This is a genomic window from Streptomyces sp. NPDC111507, assembly GCF_055638955.1.
Genome location: NZ_JBVKBU010000015.1, coordinates 189,958 through 207,871, shown reverse-complemented (window position 1 = coordinate 207,871; position 17,914 = coordinate 189,958). Strand labels below are relative to the sequence as shown.

The 17,914-nt window shown below is 71.8% G+C and carries 13 protein-coding genes; 7 read left to right on the top strand and 6 right to left on the bottom strand.

Features of this window, described 5'->3' with window-relative positions; all coding sequences use genetic code 11:
• Window positions 1–9 precede the first annotated feature (9 nt).
• The 5 genes from ACZ7M2_RS40765 to ACZ7M2_RS40745 are packed head-to-tail and all read left to right on the top strand — an operon-like array spanning window position 10 to window position 8,479.
• Window positions 10–1,623 (top strand): sugar phosphotransferase, encoded by a 1,614-nt coding sequence (locus ACZ7M2_RS40765; protein WP_471599616.1) that lies wholly within the window; start codon window positions 10–12, stop codon window positions 1,621–1,623.
• Window positions 1,620–3,383 (top strand): stealth family protein, encoded by a 1,764-nt coding sequence (locus ACZ7M2_RS40760; RefSeq protein ID WP_471599615.1) that lies wholly within the window; start codon window positions 1,620–1,622, stop codon window positions 3,381–3,383. Before ACZ7M2_RS40765 ends, ACZ7M2_RS40760 begins: the two co-directional genes overlap by 4 nt.
• Window positions 3,380–5,476, top strand: a complete 2,097-nt coding sequence (locus tag ACZ7M2_RS40755; protein WP_471599614.1) for a glycosyltransferase family 4 protein — start codon at window positions 3,380–3,382, stop codon at window positions 5,474–5,476. Before ACZ7M2_RS40760 ends, ACZ7M2_RS40755 begins: the two co-directional genes overlap by 4 nt.
• On the top strand, window positions 5,473–7,434 hold the full coding sequence (locus ACZ7M2_RS40750) for a hypothetical protein (RefSeq protein WP_471599613.1): 1,962 nt from the start codon (window positions 5,473–5,475) through the stop codon (window positions 7,432–7,434). Before ACZ7M2_RS40755 ends, ACZ7M2_RS40750 begins: the two co-directional genes overlap by 4 nt.
• A 28-nt stretch (window positions 7,435–7,462) precedes the next feature.
• Window positions 7,463–8,479 (top strand): PLL family lectin, encoded by a 1,017-nt coding sequence (locus tag ACZ7M2_RS40745; RefSeq protein WP_471599612.1) that lies wholly within the window; start codon window positions 7,463–7,465, stop codon window positions 8,477–8,479.
• 196 nt (window positions 8,480–8,675) lie between these two features.
• Here ACZ7M2_RS40745 and ACZ7M2_RS40740 read toward each other — a convergent pair whose 3' ends face one another.
• The 5 genes from ACZ7M2_RS40740 to ACZ7M2_RS40720 form a co-directional block, all read right to left on the bottom strand.
• Entirely contained in the window at window positions 8,676–10,802 is a 2,127-nt protein-coding gene (locus tag ACZ7M2_RS40740; protein WP_471599611.1) for a 3-hydroxyacyl-CoA dehydrogenase NAD-binding domain-containing protein, read from the bottom strand.
• Entirely contained in the window at window positions 10,799–12,025 is a 1,227-nt protein-coding gene (locus ACZ7M2_RS40735) for a thiolase family protein (protein ID WP_352048059.1), read from the bottom strand. Before ACZ7M2_RS40735 ends, ACZ7M2_RS40740 begins: the two co-directional genes overlap by 4 nt.
• 255 nt (window positions 12,026–12,280) lie before the next feature.
• Entirely contained in the window at window positions 12,281–13,558 is a 1,278-nt protein-coding gene (locus ACZ7M2_RS40730; protein ID WP_471599610.1) for a ribonuclease D, read from the bottom strand.
• A 123-nt stretch (window positions 13,559–13,681) separates the two neighbouring features.
• Window positions 13,682–14,344 carry a response regulator transcription factor gene (locus ACZ7M2_RS40725; protein ID WP_054234007.1) on the bottom strand — a complete coding sequence of 221 codons (663 nt, stop codon included), beginning with the start codon at window positions 14,342–14,344 and terminating at the stop codon, window positions 13,682–13,684.
• Window positions 14,345–14,689: 345 nt separating this feature from the next.
• Window positions 14,690–15,316, bottom strand: a complete 627-nt coding sequence (locus ACZ7M2_RS40720) for a DUF3000 domain-containing protein (protein WP_403701274.1) — start codon at window positions 15,314–15,316, stop codon at window positions 14,690–14,692.
• Between the two features lie 204 nt (window positions 15,317–15,520).
• Here ACZ7M2_RS40720 and hemE point away from each other — a divergent pair, with 204 nt between their 5' ends.
• Complete coding sequence (gene hemE / locus ACZ7M2_RS40715; RefSeq protein ID WP_471599609.1) at window positions 15,521–16,591, top strand: uroporphyrinogen decarboxylase; 1,071 nt, start codon at window positions 15,521–15,523, stop codon at window positions 16,589–16,591.
• 40 nt (window positions 16,592–16,631) lie between these two features.
• Here the strand turns inward: hemE and ACZ7M2_RS40710 are convergent, their stop codons facing one another.
• The gene (locus ACZ7M2_RS40710; protein ID WP_471599608.1) at window positions 16,632–17,450 is read right to left on the bottom strand and encodes a rhomboid family intramembrane serine protease; all 819 of its coding nucleotides are present in this window, start codon (window positions 17,448–17,450) and stop codon (window positions 16,632–16,634) included.
• A 124-nt stretch (window positions 17,451–17,574) separates the two neighbouring features.
• On the opposite strand from ACZ7M2_RS40710, the gene ACZ7M2_RS40705 reads away from it, so the two are divergent.
• Window positions 17,575–17,910 (top strand): hypothetical protein, encoded by a 336-nt coding sequence (locus tag ACZ7M2_RS40705; RefSeq protein WP_082417462.1) that lies wholly within the window; start codon window positions 17,575–17,577, stop codon window positions 17,908–17,910.
• The last annotated feature ends 4 nt before the right edge of the window (window positions 17,911–17,914 follow it).

The window sequence follows — 17,914 nt, the reverse complement described above, 5'->3', positions numbered from 1 at the left end:
GTTCATGACGTGTCCGACCCGACGTCGATGAGCTCCGCGGCCCACGTCTACAAGCGACTCGTCCCCCAGCCGCTGCGCTCCGCCGCCGCGGGCACCGTCCCCCTGCGGGTCCGCCGCAAGGTCAAGCGCGGCCTCGCCCGGACCCTCGGCCGCCGCGAGGCACGGCTGCACCGACGCGCCCTGCGCCGGGTGCGCAAGGCGGAGTTCGGGCACTCCGAGCGCCGGATCACCGCCCCCGACGGGCGGGTGGGCCACGTCCACACCGGCCTGACGATCGACCTCGCCCGCCGCCTCGACCACGACCTGGTCACCTTCGCGCTGGACGCCGCCGACATCCCGTGGTTCGCGGTGCCCGCGCTCGACGACCGCCGGATCTGCCTGGCCGTGGAACAGCGCGACAAGGGCGCCGTACGCCGTGCCCTGCGCGCGTTGATGGAGGAGCACACCGGATACGTCGTCTCGGTGTCCCCCGCGAAGAGCGACACCGAGACCCTGCCGGCCAGCCATCTGAAGGCCTGGAAGCACTTCGGCAAGGCCAAGGTGATCCGCCTGACCTGGCTGCGCACCGAGCCCACCGAGAACCTGTGGGTCGGTGAGGACCAGGGCATCGAGATCGAGTTCTGGACCGTCAACACCGACCTGCCCCAGGAACGGCTGGCCGGACCGCGCCCCAACCGGGTCCAGCGCACCGTCCCGAGCGACGCGCTCGGCATCGAGATCGGACTCGACCGGCTCTCCGGGTACTGCGACATCGACGGCGACATGGACCCGACGATCACGCTCGAGAACTTCGACATCCCCCGGCTGGAAGAGATCACCTTCCCCGTCGACGCAGTCCTCCTGTGGCAGGACCCCACCCCCTGGGGCGAGGAACTGCTGCGCGCCGCGCTGCGCTCGCTGCACCAGTACGCGCCCTGGGTCGACGTCGTCCACGTGCTCGCTGAAGCGCCGCTGCCGGGCTGGCTGCGCGCCGACGACCGGCTCGACATCGTCCGTGCGGCGCCGGGCGCCGAGCGAGCCCTGCACCAACTGCCCGACCTCGCCGACCACTTCCTGCTGCTGCGCCCGGGCGCCCTGATCGGCCGCCCGGTCCGCCCCTTCGACTACTTCACCCCGCACGGCGCGACCCGCCCCCGGCGCGGCCCCTGGAACGCCGAGGAGTCCTTCGCCCCGTGGACCCGCGCCGCCTACACGGCCACCGGCCGCGTCACCGCGCACGGCTACACCGCGGGCCCCCAGCCCTACCACCGCGACACCCTCGTCCGGCTCGCGGCGGCAGGCACCACCCCGCCCGAACCCCCCGACGGACAGCGGCTGCCCGCCGTGCCCGGCACCCACCCCATGGACGGGCTCGTCCACCACTTCGGGTACGTCGCCGGACTCGCCGACCCCTCCGGCGAGGCGTCCGTGCTGCTGCACGCGGCCCTGCCCGGGATCGAGAACCGTCTGGAGCGACTCCTCGTCCGCCGGGACACCCAGCAGATCCACCTCTTCGGCCTGGGCTCCGAAGAGGCACACCATCGGGGCGGCACCGACGCCGTCCACCACTTCCTCCGCCGCTACTTCCCCGTCGCCTCCGCCTTCGAGCACGGGGAACCCGAAGACCCGGACACGCATTCGTGAGCACTGGCAACCCCGAGGCATCCGCCGCGGTCGGGGTGTACCGCACCCTGGTCCCCACCGGCCTCAGACGCCGGATCGCACGGCGCGTGCCGATGCGGCTGCGCATGGCCCTCAAGCAGCTGCTGCGCCGGCTCCAGTCCGTCACCCTGGGAGCCCGGCTCTTCCGCGGCCTGCGGGCCCGCCGCCGCTGGCCGCGGCTGTTCGGCGAGGGCGAGCGGCTCGCGGTGCTTCCCGGCCGGGGCGCGCAGATCGCCCTCGTACGCCCCACGGTGTCGCCGCTCGGACTGCGCGAGGCCAACCTCGAACTGGTGGCGACCCTGCTGGAGGAGGCGGGCGTCGACTACTTCGCGATCCGCGGCAACTCCGACTTCCGCTCCAGCCTGGCCGTCGCCGAGGCCGACCGCGACCGGGTCCGCAGAGCCCTGGACCGCTCCGCGCGCACCGGACCCGTCTACGTGAGCGCCTGCCACGGCGACAAGGCGACGGGCCGTACCGCGCTGTGCGGCTCCCGGCGCGGCCGGCACGTCACCCACGCCTCGCGGGTGCTGCGCGTCGGCATGGTGTGGAGCGACCCGAAGGGCTCCCTCGTCCTCGGCCTGGCGTACGGCTGCGACATCGAGTTCTGGCAGCCGAGCGAAGGGCGTCTGGTGGCCCCCCGCCCCAACCGGGTCACCGAGGACGTCGCCCCCGACGAGCCCCGGGTCACCATCCCGGTCAGCCGGCTCACGGGCTTCGCCGCCCTGCACACCCGCCGCACCCGCTCGGTGCGCACCATCCGGCCGTGCGCCGACGCGCTCCCCGAGGACGTGCGCTTCCCGATCGACGTCGTCTACACCTGGGTGGACGGCAACGACCCCGCCTGGCAGCAGCGGCGCGCCGCGTTCGGACACGGCGGCTATCACACCGAGTCCGCGAACGCGGCCCGTTACATCAGCCGCGACGAACTGCGCTACTCACTGCGCGCGCTGGAGCAGAACGCCCCCTGGGTCCGCCATGTCTACGTGGTGACGGACCGTCAGCGCCCGGCCTGGCTCAACGACCGCCACCCGCGCGTCACCGTCGTCGACCACTCCGAGATCTTCGACGACCCCAGCGCGCTGCCCACCTTCAACTCGCACGCCATCGAGAGCCGGCTGCACCACATCAAGGGCCTGTCCGAGCACTTCCTCTATTTCAACGACGACATGTTCCTGGGCTGCCCCGTCACCCCCCAGGACTTCTTCCTCTCCAACGGCATGACCCGTACGTTCTTCTCGCCGTCCCAGGTGCCGCGCTGGGACCTCACCCAGGGCGACCGCCCCGTCGACGCCGCGGGCAAGAACAACCGGCGCCTCATCCTGGACAATTTCGGCTCGGCCATCGTCCAGAAGCTGCGGCACGCGCCCTACGCCCTGCGGCGCAGCGTCCTTCAGGAGATCGAGCGCGAGTTCGCCGACGCCCACCGGCAGACCTCGCTCAGCCGCTTCCGCAGCGCCACCGACATCTCCATCCCGTCCTCGCTCTACCACTACTACGCCTACTTCACCGGCCGGGCGGTGCCCTCGACCATCGGCTTCGCCTACCTCGACCTGGCGAAACCCGAGATCCAGCGGCGCCTCGGCATCCTGCTCGCCCGCCGCGACCGGCAGGCGTTCTGCATCAACGACACCCTCTCCGACGGCCAGGACACCGAACGCCAGACGGCCATGCTCAGACGATTCCTCGACGCGTACTACCCCGTGCCCAGCCCCTTCGAGCGGAAGGAACCCGAGATCCGGTGAAGATCTCCTTCCTCATCAACAACATCTACGGCATCGGGGGCACCAACCGCACGGTCATCAACCTCGCCGAGGCGCTCGCCGTCCGCCACGACGTGGAGATCGTCTCCGTCTTCCGGCGGGCGACCGCCACCAAGTTCGAGATCTCGCCGCGGATCACCGTGCGCGCCCTCGTCGACCTGCGCCCCGGCTCCGCCGACCGCGGCGCCGCCGGCAGCGAGGAACCGAGCGAAGTGGTCCCGCGCCAGGAGGAGTTCTACGCGCAGTACAGCAGGTTCACCGACGGGCGCATCATCCGCGACCTGCAGAAGACGGACGCCGACGTCGTCGTCGGCACCCGCCCCAGCCTCAACCTCTTCGTCGCGGCCCACACCCGCGACGGCGCGCTGCGCGTCGCCCAGGAGCACATGACCCACCTGGCCATCCCGCCCGCCGTACGCGCGGAGATGGCCCGCGTCTACCCGCGCCTGGACGCCGTCACCACCGTCACGGAGGCGGACGCAGGGTCGTTCCTGGAGAACACCCCCATCCCCGGCATCCCCGTGGTGGGCATCCCCAACAGCGTCCCCCAGCCCGCCGTACCGCCCTCCGACTGCTCGCACAAGGTCGTCGTCAGCGCCGGCCGCATGCACCACATCAAGCGCTACGACCTCCTCATCCGCGCCTTCGGCATGCTGGCCGAGGAGTTCCCCGACTGGCAGCTGCGCATCTACGGCGACGGCGGTGAGGCGGGCACACTCCGCACCCTGGTACGGGAACTGGGCCTCGCCGGCCGCGCCCTGCTGATGGGCGGCTTCTCACCGATCGAGTCCGAGTGGGCCAAGGGGTCGATCGCGGCGGTCACCTCCAGTGCCGAATCCTTCGGCATGACCCTCGTCGAGGCCATGCGCTGCGGCCTGCCCGTCGTCTCCACCGACTGCCCGGTGGGCCCCCGGGAGATCCTCCGCGACGGCGAGGACGGCTTCCTCGTCCCGAACGGCGACACGGAGGCGATCGCCCAGGGTCTGCGCCGCCTCATGGCCGACGAGGCACTCCGCCGCGACATGGGCGCCGCCGCACTGCGCAACGCCGCCCGCTACGACCCCGCCGCCGTCGCCGCCCGCTACGTCGACCTCTTCGAGGACGCCGCCCGCCGCCGCGCCGCCGCCGTCCGCGGCTACCGCACACCGGCGGGCCCCAAGGAGGCCGCCACCGCCCAGGTCACCGTGCCCCCGGTCTCCCTCGGCGCGGCCACCGTGGACGTCACCGCGGACGACGCGGGCTGGCTGCGGTTCGCCGCCGACGGCCCCGGCGAGGGGCGGCAGCGCTGGCAGTTCGTGCTGCGCCACCAACCCTCCGACGACGACCGCCGCCCCGACCTGCCGCTGCGCACCGTCCGCAGAACACTCGACAACGGCGGCACCCGCTACACGGCCGCCCTCACTCCGTCCGCCCTCGACGAACTCGGCGACGGACGCTGGCAGGTGACCATGCGCAGCCCGAAGTCGCCCGTCGTGCACATGAAGGCGGGCCTGCGCGACACCCGGGCGCTCATCGACGCCCGCGCCCGCCTCATGGCCCGCCCGACGACCCGCTCCGTCGGCTGGAACCTCCCCTACGCCCAACCGGGCGGCCGGCTGATGCTGCGCACCGTGCTGCGCCAGGAACACGCCGAGTGCACCTCGGTCGAGGTGACCGACACCGGCATCACCCTGGCGGGCGTCCTGTGCGGCGAGCGCCGGGTCGAGCCGGGCGCCCTCTTCGTCGTCAGCCGCCGGGGCCGGTACGCGAGGAACCTCACCGTTCCCGTCGAGATCCTGGGCCGCCAGGGGTTCCGCGCCGAGGTCCCCCTCCGCCGGATCGTGGACCTGCGCCTCGCGCGCTGGGAGGACTGGGACTGGTGGCTCCAGCCGCACCCCGCCGACCGCCGCAAGGTCCGCGTCTGCCACCTCCTCGAGGACTTCCCCGACGTCAAGGGCGCCTACGCCTATCCGTCCGTCCCGCTCGTCGGCGACGAGCCCTCCCCGTACGCCGTCGCCCACCCGGCACGCCCGGTGTGGGTACGGCCCTACTGCTCCGCCTCCGGAGCCATGGCCATGAATGTGGTGGACCGATGAACCCGACGACTCGCTCCCTCCTGCACATCGTCGCCCACCAGGACGACGACCTGTACTTCATGAACCCCGACCTCGTCAGATCCCTCCAGGACGGCGACCTCGTCACCACCGTCGTCCTCACCGCCGGCGAGGGCGACGGGATCAACGCCGACACCAACGACCCCGAACACGCCGCACTGCCACCGGACTTCACCGGCTACAGCACCGAGCGCGGCTGCGGACTGCGCTCCGCGTACGCCCGGATGGCGACCGGCGACCGCGACAGCCGCTGGCGCCGGGAACCCGTGGACCTCGTCCCCGGGTTCGCCGCCGAGCGGTTCACGCTCGTCGACCGGGACGGCGTGTGCCTGTACTTCCTCCAGCTCCACCAGGGTGCGCCCACCGACCGCGGCCGCACCCGGATCCACGAGCTGTGGGAGGGCGCCCTGCGCACCCAGGCCACGCTGCCGGTGCGCGGCTGCACGGTCGGCGAGGTGCAGCACGTCACCCGGGAACAGGTCGTCGGCGCGCTGACCGCACTGCTGGCCCACGTCCGCCCCACCGTCGTACGGACCATGGACCCCGACCCCGAACACGACGGCGGCAAGGAGGAGTACGTCTGCTCCGACCATGTCGACCACACCACCACCGCGCACTTCGCGCTCGCCGCCCTCACCCGGCACCGCGAGGCGGGCCACACCCCGGTCGTCGAGCACTACCGCGCCTACGCCAACCGCTTCTGGGGCTACAACCTCGACTCGGCGGCGGTCTCGGAGAAGGCCGAGTACCTCGCCACCTACGCGGGCCTCGACGCCCCCCAGGCCTGCCCGCACGGCACCTGTGAGCGATGCGGGGACCGGCAGCTGGGGCCGAACCCCTTCCGCAGCACGCACATGCGAAGCGCCGCCTACCGCTACTCGCCCACGACCGACTGGCTGCGCCTGGGCCCCGACGGCCGGCTGAACGCCTTCGGGGTGCTCGCCGGACGGCTCACCTTCTGGACGGAGACCGCCCCCGCGAGCGGCGAGTGGAAGGGCCCCTTCGTCCTCGGTGACGGCTGGCTCGCCCCCACCCTCGCCGTCACCGGAGTACCCGGCGGCCCCGCCGAACTCGTCGGCCTGCGCCGCCAGTCGGTGGTCGGCAGCGGGGTCACCGTCGATGTCGTCCACACCGTGCAGGATCCCGACGGCAACGGCTTCAGCGGCTGGCGGACCCTGGAGAACCCGGACTGGTCCCACGGTGACGGCCGCCGTCAGCGCGAGGTGGGCGTGCCGTCGGCCGCCGTCGACGGCATGGGCCGACTCCACGTGTTCGTGCGCGACTTCGCCCAGGGCATCAGCCTGCGACGCCGCGACACCACGGGCGCCTGGGCACCCTGGGAGAACCTCGGCGGCTCCTTCGTCCAGGACGCGGGCACGGCCCTGACCACCGAGAACGGCACGGTGGAGCTGTACGTCCCCGGCAAGAACACCGTATGGCGCTGGTACCAGCCCGAACCCGGCGGCCCCTTCACCCTCGACGACACCCTCAAGACCGGCCGCCCCGCGACCGGTGGCGTCACCGCCGTCGACTCGGGCGCGGGCCGCACCTGCCTGTACTACCGGGAGGCCGGCACCCAGCAGGTCATGGCCTACCGCCGGCACGCCGACGGCCGCTGGCCCGGATCCGGCGCCGGGCTGGGCGGCCACGGAGGTACGGGCGCCGTGGCCGCGCTGTGGGCACCCGAACGCGGTGCCCGGGAGGCGTACCTGGCCCACCGGGGCAGCCGTGGCCGCCCCGTCGTGTCGCTGCCCGACCGTGACAAGGACATCTCCGGCACCCACTGGCGGGAGTCCGGCGACATGTTCACCCACGCCCCCGCGATGGCACGGGACGCCGCGGGCGCCGTCGTCCTGGCGGTCATCGGCACCGACGGGCGCCTGCACGTCCGCCGCCAGCTGTCACCGGCCGTGGGCAGCCCCCTGGGCCCCTGGCGATGACGCGAGGGCCCCGGATTAAAGTGAACCGGTGAACGGCGAATGGCTCAGACGCGGTCGTGACGGCAGGCTCAGTGTGTACCTGCTGTCGGGCACCGCCGTCCACTGCCGGGCGGAGCGCGGCCCCGGCGGCCCCTGGGACCCACCGCGCACCATCGGCGGCGAGCAGCGCCTGCACCCCGTCCTCGCCGTCGGCCAGGGCGCCGACGGCTACGCCCATCTCGTCTCCTGGCGCCCCACCGTGCCCGGCGAGTCCGGGCTCGTGCACACCACGCACTACCGGCCGCGGCTCGCCGCGCTCGACTGGCACTCGATCGGGCACCCCAACAAGACGGGTGACCGCACCGGTACGCCGGCCGTCGCGGTCGACGCGCAGGGACGCGCCCACGTCTTCGTGCGCAACCAGGGCGGCGGGGTCAGCATGGTCGCCCAGAAGGAGAAGGGCGGCTGGGATCCGTGGCGCGACCTCAAGGGCAGTGACGTACGGGAGGATCTGGCGGCCGTGACGGGGGAGTCAGGGCTCGTCGAGCTGTACGCGGTCGTGGCGGACGGGATCGCCCACTGGCGCCAGGAGGAGCCGGGCAAGCAGCCGGTGCTCCAGGAGTCCCTGGAGACGCCGGTACGTCCGGGCACCCTCCGGGCCCTCGCCACCTCCCCCTCCTCCACCACCCTCTTCTTCACCGACGAGGCGGGTGACGTGTGCGCGTGGCGCCCGGGCACCAAGCCTGTCGCCGTGCTCGCGTCGGCCGGTCCCGGCCCCGTCTCGGCGATCCGCTGTGAACTCGACGGCTACGACTGCACGTTGCTCGCGCAGCGGTCGGCGAGCGGTCGCGTCGTCTTCGCCGCGTATCCCACCGAGCAGGAGGCGGCGGGGGCGTGGTGGACCGAGTCGGGTCCTGGGCTTCCCGTCGGGGCCGAGGTGTCTCTTGCCGAGGACGAGGACGGGCGTGTGGTGGCGGCGACCCTGGCCCCGGGCAGCGAGGAACTCCTCCTCACCCGACGCAAGGACGAACCGGGCTTGGCACTGGAGGCGTGGCGCCCGGTGTGACAGCTGGTTCTCGCCCCCGCCGGGCTGAAGACGCGGGCCGCGGCGGAGGCTTTCAGGGGCGCGGGGAACTGCGCGACCAGCCCCCACCCGCCCGCAGCCGAAGAACACACGGGTAGGGGCGGCGGGGGCGTGGAAACGCCGGGCGCCCCGTATGCCACGTCGGCATACAGGGCACCCGGCGGACACAGCGGAGCGCTTACGCGGGGACGGAAGCCACCCCGGCCGCCAGGAACCGCTTGCCGGTCACTCGCTCGGAGACGCCCTCACGGTCCAGGTACGGAGTGATCCCGCCCAGGTGGAAGGGCCAGCCGGCACCGGTGATCAGGCAGAGGTCGATGTCCTGGGCCTCGGCGACGACACCCTCGTCGAGCATCAGACCGATCTCCTGGGCGACCGCGTCCAGGACACGGGCACGCACCTGCTCCTCCGTGAGGACCACATCGCCCTGCTTCAGGAGCGCCGCGACCTCGGGGTCCAGCTCCGGCTTCCCGGAGTCGTACACGTAGAAGCCGCGCTTGCCCGCCTTGACGACGGCCGCGAGGTTCGGGGAGACCGTGAAGCGGTCGGGGAAGGCCCGGTTGAGGGTCTCCGAGACGTGCAGACCGATCGCGGGGCCGACCAGTTCGAGCAGGACCAGCGGAGACATCGGCAGACCCAGCGGCTCCACCGCCTTCTCCGCGACCTCGACCGGCGTGCCCTCGTCGATGACGTTCTGGATCTCGCCCATGAAGCGGGTGAGGATGCGGTTGACGACGAACGCCGGGGCGTCCTTCACGAGCACCGCGGTCTTCTTCAGCTTCTTGGCGACGGCGAACGCCGTGGCCAGCGAGGCGTCGTCCGTCTGCTCGCCGCGCACGATCTCGAGGAGCGGCAGGATCGCGACCGGGTTGAAGAAGTGGAAGCCCACGACCCGCTCGGGGTTCTTCAGCTTCGACGCCATCTCCGTCACCGAGAGGGAGGAGGTGTTGGTGGCGAGGATCGCGTGCGCCGGGGCGACCGCCTCGACCTCCGCGAACACCTGCTGCTTGACGCCGATCTCCTCGAAGACGGCCTCGATGATGAAGTCGGCGTCGGAGAAGCCCTCGGCCTTGTCCAGGACACCGGTCACCAGCGCCTTGAGGCGGTTGGCCTTGTCCTGGTTGATGCGGGACTTCGCCAGCAGCTTGTCGATCTCGGCGTGGACGTAGCCCACACCCTTGTCGACGCGCTCCTGGTCGATGTCCGTGAGGACGACGGGTACTTCGAGGCGGCGCAGGAAGAGCAGGGCGAGCTGCGAGGCCATCAGGCCCGCGCCCACGACGCCCACCTTGGTGACCGGACGGGCCAGGCTCTTGTCCGGGGCGCCCGCGGGGCGCTTGCCGCGCTTCTGGACCAGGTTGAAGGCGTAGATACCGGAACGCAGTTCGCCGCCCATGATCAGGTCGGCGAGGGCGATGTCCTCGGCGTCGTAGCCCTTCTGCAGGTCGCCGTCCTTGGCCGCCGCGATGATGTCGAGGGCGCGGTACGCGGCCGGAGCCGCCCCGTGCACCTTGCCGTCGGCGATGAACCGGCCCTTGGCGACGGCCTGGTCCCAGGCCTCGCCGCGGTCGATCTCGGGACGCTCGACCGCGATGTCGCCCTTGAGGACGGACGCGGTCCAGATCAGCGACTGCTCCAGGAAGTCGGCGCCTTCGAAGAGTGCGTCGGCGATGCCGAGGTCGAAGACCTGCTTGCCCTTGAGCTGCTTGTTCTGGTTGAGCGAGTTCTCGATGATGACCGAGACGGCCTTGTCGGCGCCGATCAGGTTCGGGAGCAGCGCGCAGCCGCCCCAGCCCGGGACCAGACCGAGGAAGACCTCGGGGAGCGAGAAGGCCGCGATGGCCTTCGACACCGTGCGGTACTGGCAGTGCAGACCGACCTCGACACCGCCGCCCATCGCCGCGCCGTTGTAGTAGGCGAAGGTCGGGACCGCGATGCCCGCGAGGCGCTTGAAGACCTCGTGGCCGCCCTTGCCGATGGCGAGCGCGTCGTCGTGGTTCTTGAGGAGCTCGACGCCCTTCAGGTCCGCGCCGACCGCGAAGATGAACGGCTTGCCGGTGACGCCGACACCGACGATCTCGCCGGCCGCGGCCTCCGCCTCCACCTGGTCGATGGCGGTGTTGAGGTTCGCCAGCGACGCCGGGCCGAAGGTGGTCGGCTTGGTGTGGTCGAAGCCGTTGTCAAGGGTGATGAGCGCGAAGCGCCCGGCACCGAACGGCAGGTCGAGGTGGCGTACGTGCGCGGACGTCACGACCTCGTCGGGGAACAGCTCGGCCGCACCCTTCAGGAGTTCAGCGGTGCTCACTTGTTGCCTCCGGCGTCCTTGTGGTGCGGGTTCTCCCAGATCACCGTGGCGCCCATGCCGAAGCCGACGCACATGGTGGTGAGGCCGTAACGGACCTCCGGCTGCTCCTCGAACTGGCGGGCCAGCTGCGTCATCAGACGTACGCCGGAGGAGGCGAGCGGGTGACCGAAGGCGATGGCGCCGCCGTACTGGTTGACGCGCGCGTCGTCGTCCGCGATGCCGTAGTGGTCGAGGAACGCCAGCACCTGGACGGCGAAGGCCTCGTTGACCTCGAAGAGGTTGATGTCCTCGATGGACAGACCCGCCTTGGCGAGGGCCTTCTCCGTCGCCGGGATCGGGCCGTAGCCCATGACCTCCGGCTCGACGCCCGCGAAGGCGTACGAGACGAGCCGCATCTTCACCGGCAGGTTGTGCTCGCGGGCGAAGTCCTCGCTCGCGATGATCGAGGCGGTGGCGCCGTCGTTCAGACCGGCCGCGTTGCCGGCGGTGACCCGGCCGTGCACGCGGAACGGCGTCTTGAGCCCGGCCAGGTTCTCCAGCGTGGTGCCCGGACGCATCGGCTCGTCGGCGGTGACCAGGCCCCAGCCGGTCTCACCGACCTCCGCGTTGGTGTTGCGCACCGAGATCGGCACCAGGTCCTGCTGGATCTTGCCGTTGGCGTACGCCTTGGCGGCCTTCTCCTGCGAGCGCACGGCGTACTCGTCGGCGCGCTGCTTGGTGATGTGCGGGTAGCGGTCGTGCAGGTTCTCGGCGGTCATGCCCATGAACAGGGCGGACTCGTCGACCAGCTTCTCGCTGACGAACCGCGGGTTCGGGTCCACGCCCTCGCCCATCGGGTGGCGGCCCATGTGCTCGACACCACCGGCGATGACGGCGTCGTACGCACCGAAGGCGATGGAGCCCGCGGTGGTGGTGACGGCGGTCAGCGCGCCCGCGCACATGCGGTCGATGGAGTAGCCGGGGACCGACTGCGGCAGCCCGGCGAGGATGCCCGCGGTCCGCCCCAGGGTCAGACCCTGGTCACCGATCTGCGTGGTCGCGGCGATGGCGACCTCGTCGATCTTCTTCGGGTCGAGGCCCGGGTTGCGGCGCAGCAGCTCCCGGATGGCCTTCACGACGAGGTCGTCGGCGCGGGTCTCGTGGTAGATGCCCTTCGGGCCCGCCTTGCCGAACGGGGTGCGGACGCCGTCGACGAAGACGACGTCCCTGACGGTACGAGGCACGATGGCTCTCCTCCAGATGCGGGATGGCACTGCTGCGCGTCGCACGCGACTGAGCGCGCGCTCACCCCGTCATGCTACTTGCGAGTAACCACCCTGCCCAGTCCCGGCGACGGGAGCGGCGAACGTCACATCCGCCGATCCTCTCCGCCCGGGCACGGACATCGTCTCGATCTCCGTCCCGTTCCTCTGTACGCCATCCGGGGATCTTGGCGTGATCTCGCCGTCGCTCTTCGCTCCAAGGCCCCCTTGAGGCGACTACGAACCCTTAACGGCCAGCGCATCCACCAGTACCGGTGTGACCAACTCCACCTGCCACGGCCGAGCCCCGTACCCGGCGAGCGCGGCCGAAACCGACTCGGCGTCGGCGCCGGCCGGCGGCTCCCAGCACACCCGCCGCACCGTGTCCGGAGTGATCAGGTTCTCCTGCGGCATGTTGAGCTGTTCGGCCAGTGCCGACACGGCGGCCCGCGCCGCGGAGAGCCGGGCGGCGGCGGCCGGGTCCTTGTCGGCCCAGGCACGCGGCGGCGGCGGCCCGGTGACGGGCTGCCCCGGCTGCGGCAGCTCGGCGTCCGGCACTGCCTTCGCGCGGTCCACGGCGGCCTGCCACTGCTCCAGCTGGCGCCGCCCCATCCGGTGCCCGAACCCGTTCAGCGCGGCAAGCGCGTGCACATTGGCCGGAAGGGAGAGCGCGGCCTCCACGATGGCCCCGTCCCCCAGCACCTTGCCCGGCGAGATGTCCCGGCGCTGGGCGATCCGGTCCCGGGCCTCCCACAGCTCCCGCACGACCGCCATCTGCCGACGGCGGCGCACCTTGTGCATCCCGGATGTCCGGCGCCAGGGGTCCTTGCGCGGCGGCGCGGGCTCGGCCTGCGCGATCGCGTCGAACTCCTGTCGGGCCCAGTCCAGCTTGCCCTGCCGGTCGAGCTCCTTCTCCAGGGCGTCGCGCAGATCGACGAGCAATTCCACGTCGAGCGCGGCGTAGCGCAGCCACGGCTCCGGGAGCGGGCGCGTGGACCAGTCGACCGCGGAGTGCCCCTTCTCCAGTACGAAGCCGAGCACGCTCTCGACCATCGCGCCCAGGCCCACTCGGGGGAACCCGGCCAGGCGTCCGGCCAGCTCGGTGTCGAAGAGCCGCGTCGGCACCATGCCTATCTCCCGCAGACACGGCAGGTCCTGGGTGGCGGCGTGCAGCACCCATTCGACGCCGGAGACGGCCTCGCCGAGCCCGGAGAGGTCGGGGCAGGCGATGGGGTCGATCAGCGCGGAGCCGGCGCCCTCGCGGCGCAGCTGGACCAGATAGGCGCGCTGGCCGTATCGGTACCCGGACGCGCGTTCGGCGTCCACGGCCACGGGGCCGGAGCCGGCGGCGAAGGCCGCGATCACCTCGGCGAGCGCGGTCTCGTCGGCGACGACGGGCGGAATGCCCTCTCGGGGCTCAAGCAAAGGGATCGGCGCCGATTCGACGTCGTCCGGAGGGCCGCCTCCGGTGGTTCGCAGTGAGCTGTCTTCTGCGGTCTCTTGGGCGTCGGTCACCTGTCAAGAGTATCTGTGTATGGACCACGCCCGCCGACGGAACGTTCCGTCGACGGGCGCAGGAGGGTCGTAAACCAGTCAGGTCGGTGAACGTTCCGGTCCGGTGGGGGGTGTGCCCCCGTTTCAGTGGATGATCCCCGTCCGCAGGGCGACCGCCACCATCCCGGCGCGGTCGCCCGTGCCGAGCTTGCGGGCGATGCGGGCGAGGTGGCTCTTGACGGTCAGCGCGGACAGGCCCATGGAGACGCCGATGGCCTTGTTCGACTGGCCCTCGGCGACGAGCCGGAGCACCTCGACCTCTCGGCCGGAGAGCTCGCGGTAGCCGCCCGGGTGGCTCGGGGCACCCGGGGGGCGACGGTGCATACGGGCGGCGGCCGAGCCGATCGGCGCGACACCGGGTCGGGTGGGGAGCCCGACGTTCGTACGGGTGCCGGTGACGACATAGCCCTTGACGCCGCCCGCGAGGGCGTTGCGCACGGCACCGATGTCGTCGGCGGCGGAGAGGGCGAGGCCGTTGGGCCAGCCCGCGGCTCGGGTCTCGGACAGCAGGGTGAGCCCGCTGCCGTCGGGCAGGTGGACGTCGGCGACACAGATGTCGCGCGGGTTGCCGATTCGGGGACGGGCCTCCGCGACGGACGACGCCTCGATGACGTCGCGCACTCCGAGCGCCCAGAGGTGGCGGGTGACGGTGGATCGGACCCGTGGGTCGGCCACGACCACCATGGCGGTCGGCTTGTTCGGGCGGTAGGCGACCAGGCTTGCGGGCTGCTCGAGGAGAACGGACACCAGGCCTCCTGGGGGTGCGGGACGGGGACCGGCTGTGGGGATGAAGCCGGGGCGAACCGTGCTTTCAAGGTCACAGACGTCTTCGGCATCAAACCCGTCCGCCTTTAGAGAATGATCACGATTTGGTGAGTAACAATCCGTGCAATTCGGACACGCGATCGATCATCCGAAGATCGAACCGAGTCGTTCCATGTCGCGACACGGCTGAAAGTGGCCGTATCGACAAAACCTCGGCAAGGAACTCGGCAAAGGGCGCGGCGTTCCGCGAGGTCGAAAAGGGCGCCCGTTCGATGTGACACGGGCGCCCCGGAAGACGGAGGAGCGGAAAAACGGAAGAGGGCGCGTTCAGCGGGACTGCGGACCCCGGCGCTGCGGGAGGGTCACCACCGAGCCGTCGCCCGGCCCCGCCGGGGGCAGGCCCGCGATCTGGCAGAGCAGATCGCACCAGGCGGCGAGGTGCGCGGCCGTGTCCGGTACCCCGCCCAGGCCCTCGCGGGGCGTCCAGGAAGCCCGGATCTCGATCTGGGACGCGGCGGGGCGCTCGGCCAGCCCCCCGAAGTAGTGCGAGCTCGCCCGGGTGACGGTGCCGCTCGGTTCGCCGTACGACAGGCCGCGGGCCTGCAACGCGCCGGTCAGCCACGACCAGGAGACGTCGGGGAGCAGCGGGTCGGCCGCCATCTCCGGCTCCAGTTCCGCGCGGACCAGCGTCACCAGCCGGAAGGAGCCCTGCCAGGCGTCGTGCCCCGCCGGGTCGTGCAACAGGATGAGCCGGCCGTCCGCCAGGTCCTCGTCGTCGGCGACGACCGCGGCCTCCAGCGCGTACGCGTAGGGGGCCAGGCGCTGTGGTGGGCGCGTCGGGTCGATCTCGATCTCGGGCCGCAGCCGCGCGCCCCTCAGTGCGTCGACGGCAGCCCGGAAGGGTGGCGGATCCGTTTCCCTCGCATCCCGGTCCCCCTCCTTGGCATCGTCCATTTCGCCAGCGCCGTCCGACAGTCGTCCCTGAGCCGCAGCCATGCGGGGAAGATTAAGGGGAACGGAGCCCGCGCGCAGGGAGAGACACCCGTGCGCAGGACCACTGTCCGGATCGTGCCGCGCGAAAGCGCAGGCGGGAGCGCCCCGCTCTCGGCGCCGGAGCCCGGCACTTGCGGGTCCGCGGGGCGTGCGAGACTTTCCGTCGTGAGTGCCAATGACCGCCCCGCCACGGGCCAGCCGCCGACAGCCACGTACGAGTCCGCCTTCCTGAAGGCGTGCAGGCGTGAACCCGTGCCGCACACGCCGGTGTGGTTCATGCGGCAGGCCGGGCGCTCGCTGCCCGAGTACCTCAAGGTGCGCGAGGGTATCGCCATGCTGGACTCCTGCATGCGGCCCGAGCTGGTCGCCGAGATCACGCTCCAGCCCGTACGCCGGCACAACGTGGACGCGGCGATCTACTTCAGCGACATCGTCGTCCCGCTGAAGGCCATCGGCGTCGACCTCGACATCAAGCCGGGCGTCGGCCCGGTCGTCGCGAACCCGATCCGCACCCGCGCCGACCTGGCCCAGCTGCGCGATCTGACCCCTGAGGACGTCTGGTACGTCACCGAGGCGATCAAGCTCCTGACGGCCGAGCTCGGCGAGACCCCGCTCATCGGTTTCGCGGGCGCGCCTTTCACCCTCGCGAGTTACCTCGTGGAGGGCGGTCCGTCCAAGAACCACGAGCACACCAAGGCGCTCATGTACGGCGACCCGCAGCTGTGGGCCGACCTGCTCGACCGTCTCGCCGAGATCACCTCCGCCTTCCTGAAGGTGCAGATCGAGGCGGGCGCGAGCGCCGTCCAGCTCTTCGACTCCTGGGTCGGCGCCCTGGCGCCCGCCGACTACCGGCGCTCGGTGATGCCCGCGTCCGCCAAGGTCTTCGAGTCCGTGGCCGGGTACGGCGTGCCGCGCATCCACTTCGGCGTCGGCACCGGCGAGCTGCTCGGCCTCATGGGCGAGGCCGGCGCGGACGTCGTCGGCGTCGACTGGCGCGTCCCGCTCGACGAGGCCGCCCGCCGTGTCGGCCCCGGCAAGGCGCTCCAGGGCAACCTCGACCCCGCCGTCCTCTTCTCCACCACCGAGGCCGTCGAGGCCAAGACCCGCGAGGTGCTGGACGCCGCCGCCGGTCTCGAGGGCCATGTCTTCAACCTCGGCCACGGGGTCCCGCCGAACACCGACCCGGACGCGCTGACCCGCCTCGTGGCGTACGTCCACGAGCAGACCGCGCGCTGACCTCGTACGGGGGAGACCGCACGGCTCGGCACCGCACGCCTCACCAGCTGTGCCGCGCCTGTCTGCCGAACAGCAGGCTGCGCGGTTCCGGCGGTGGCGGGGTGCCCGGGCGCAGCGGCCAGGCCAGCAGCATCCCCACGAGGAAGCCGACCACGTGGGCCTCGTACGCCACGGTTCCGGCGGTGGAGACGCCGCCGCCGGACGAGTACACCGCCTGCAACGCGAACCAGAAGCCCAGCACCATCCACGCGGGCAGTCGCAGCGGCAGGAAGACCAGGAACGGGACGAGCACCCAGACCCTGGCCCTCGGATAGAGCACCAGATAGGCGCCGAGGACCCCGGCGATCGCTCCGGAGGCGCCGATCAGCGGGTCGGTCGAGTCGGCGTTGAGGTACGCGAAGCCGTACGCGGCCGCGTAACCGCACGCCACGTAGAACACCGCGAACCGCACATGTCCGAGGCGGTCCTCGATGTTGTTGCCGAAGATCAGCAGGAAAAGCATGTTGCCGAGCAGATGCAGCCAGCTGCCGTGCAGGAACATCGCGGTGAGGACCGAGAGCGGCGGCGACTTGTCGTAGGTCGGCGGCCCCACCAGACACCCGGGGCCCCCTGCGCCGACGCCGACGTCGCCGGTCGGGACCAGGCTGGGCAGTCGGTGGTGGACCAACTCCTGCGGCACCGCGGCGTAGTGCTCCAGGAACGCGTGCAGATGGCACAGCTGGGAGAGCCCGCTGTCACCCGCCACCGATCCCGCGAGGCCGGGCGTGTAGAGGAACACCAGAACATTGGCGGCGATCAGCGCATACGTCACATAGGGCGTGCGGCGCACCGGGTTCACGTCATGGACGGGGATGACCACGAGGAACTAGTGCCCGGGATACGCCGGGTGAATCCGTGAACGGCCCCGCCCCCGCATCCGTATGTCTCCTCAACCGCCCGCGCCGCGACGAAGACGCGACGCGAGAGACGTGAGGACACAGGCGATGAACGACCGAGTTACTCCTCCGATGCATGCCCTGCCCGACGGCGAGGCGGAAATCGCCCTGGTGCTGCACCTCCCCTGGGAGGACGTCGCCGCGCTCGGCCAGGAGGCCGGACGGCTCGCGGCGCGCATGCAGCGGCCGGTGACCCTCGACGAGGCCGTCAGCCACCGACTGCGCTCCGCGCGGTCGGCCGCCCACGCCAAGCCGCCCACCACCCAGCCCGCGGCCGTCACCGCCTCGGCGTCGGTGTCCTCGCTTCCCGCGCGGCCGCCGGCCGAGCAGGCGCGGCAGGCGATCGACCGCATCAACGGGAACGCCGGACACGAATCGGCGTAGGGGC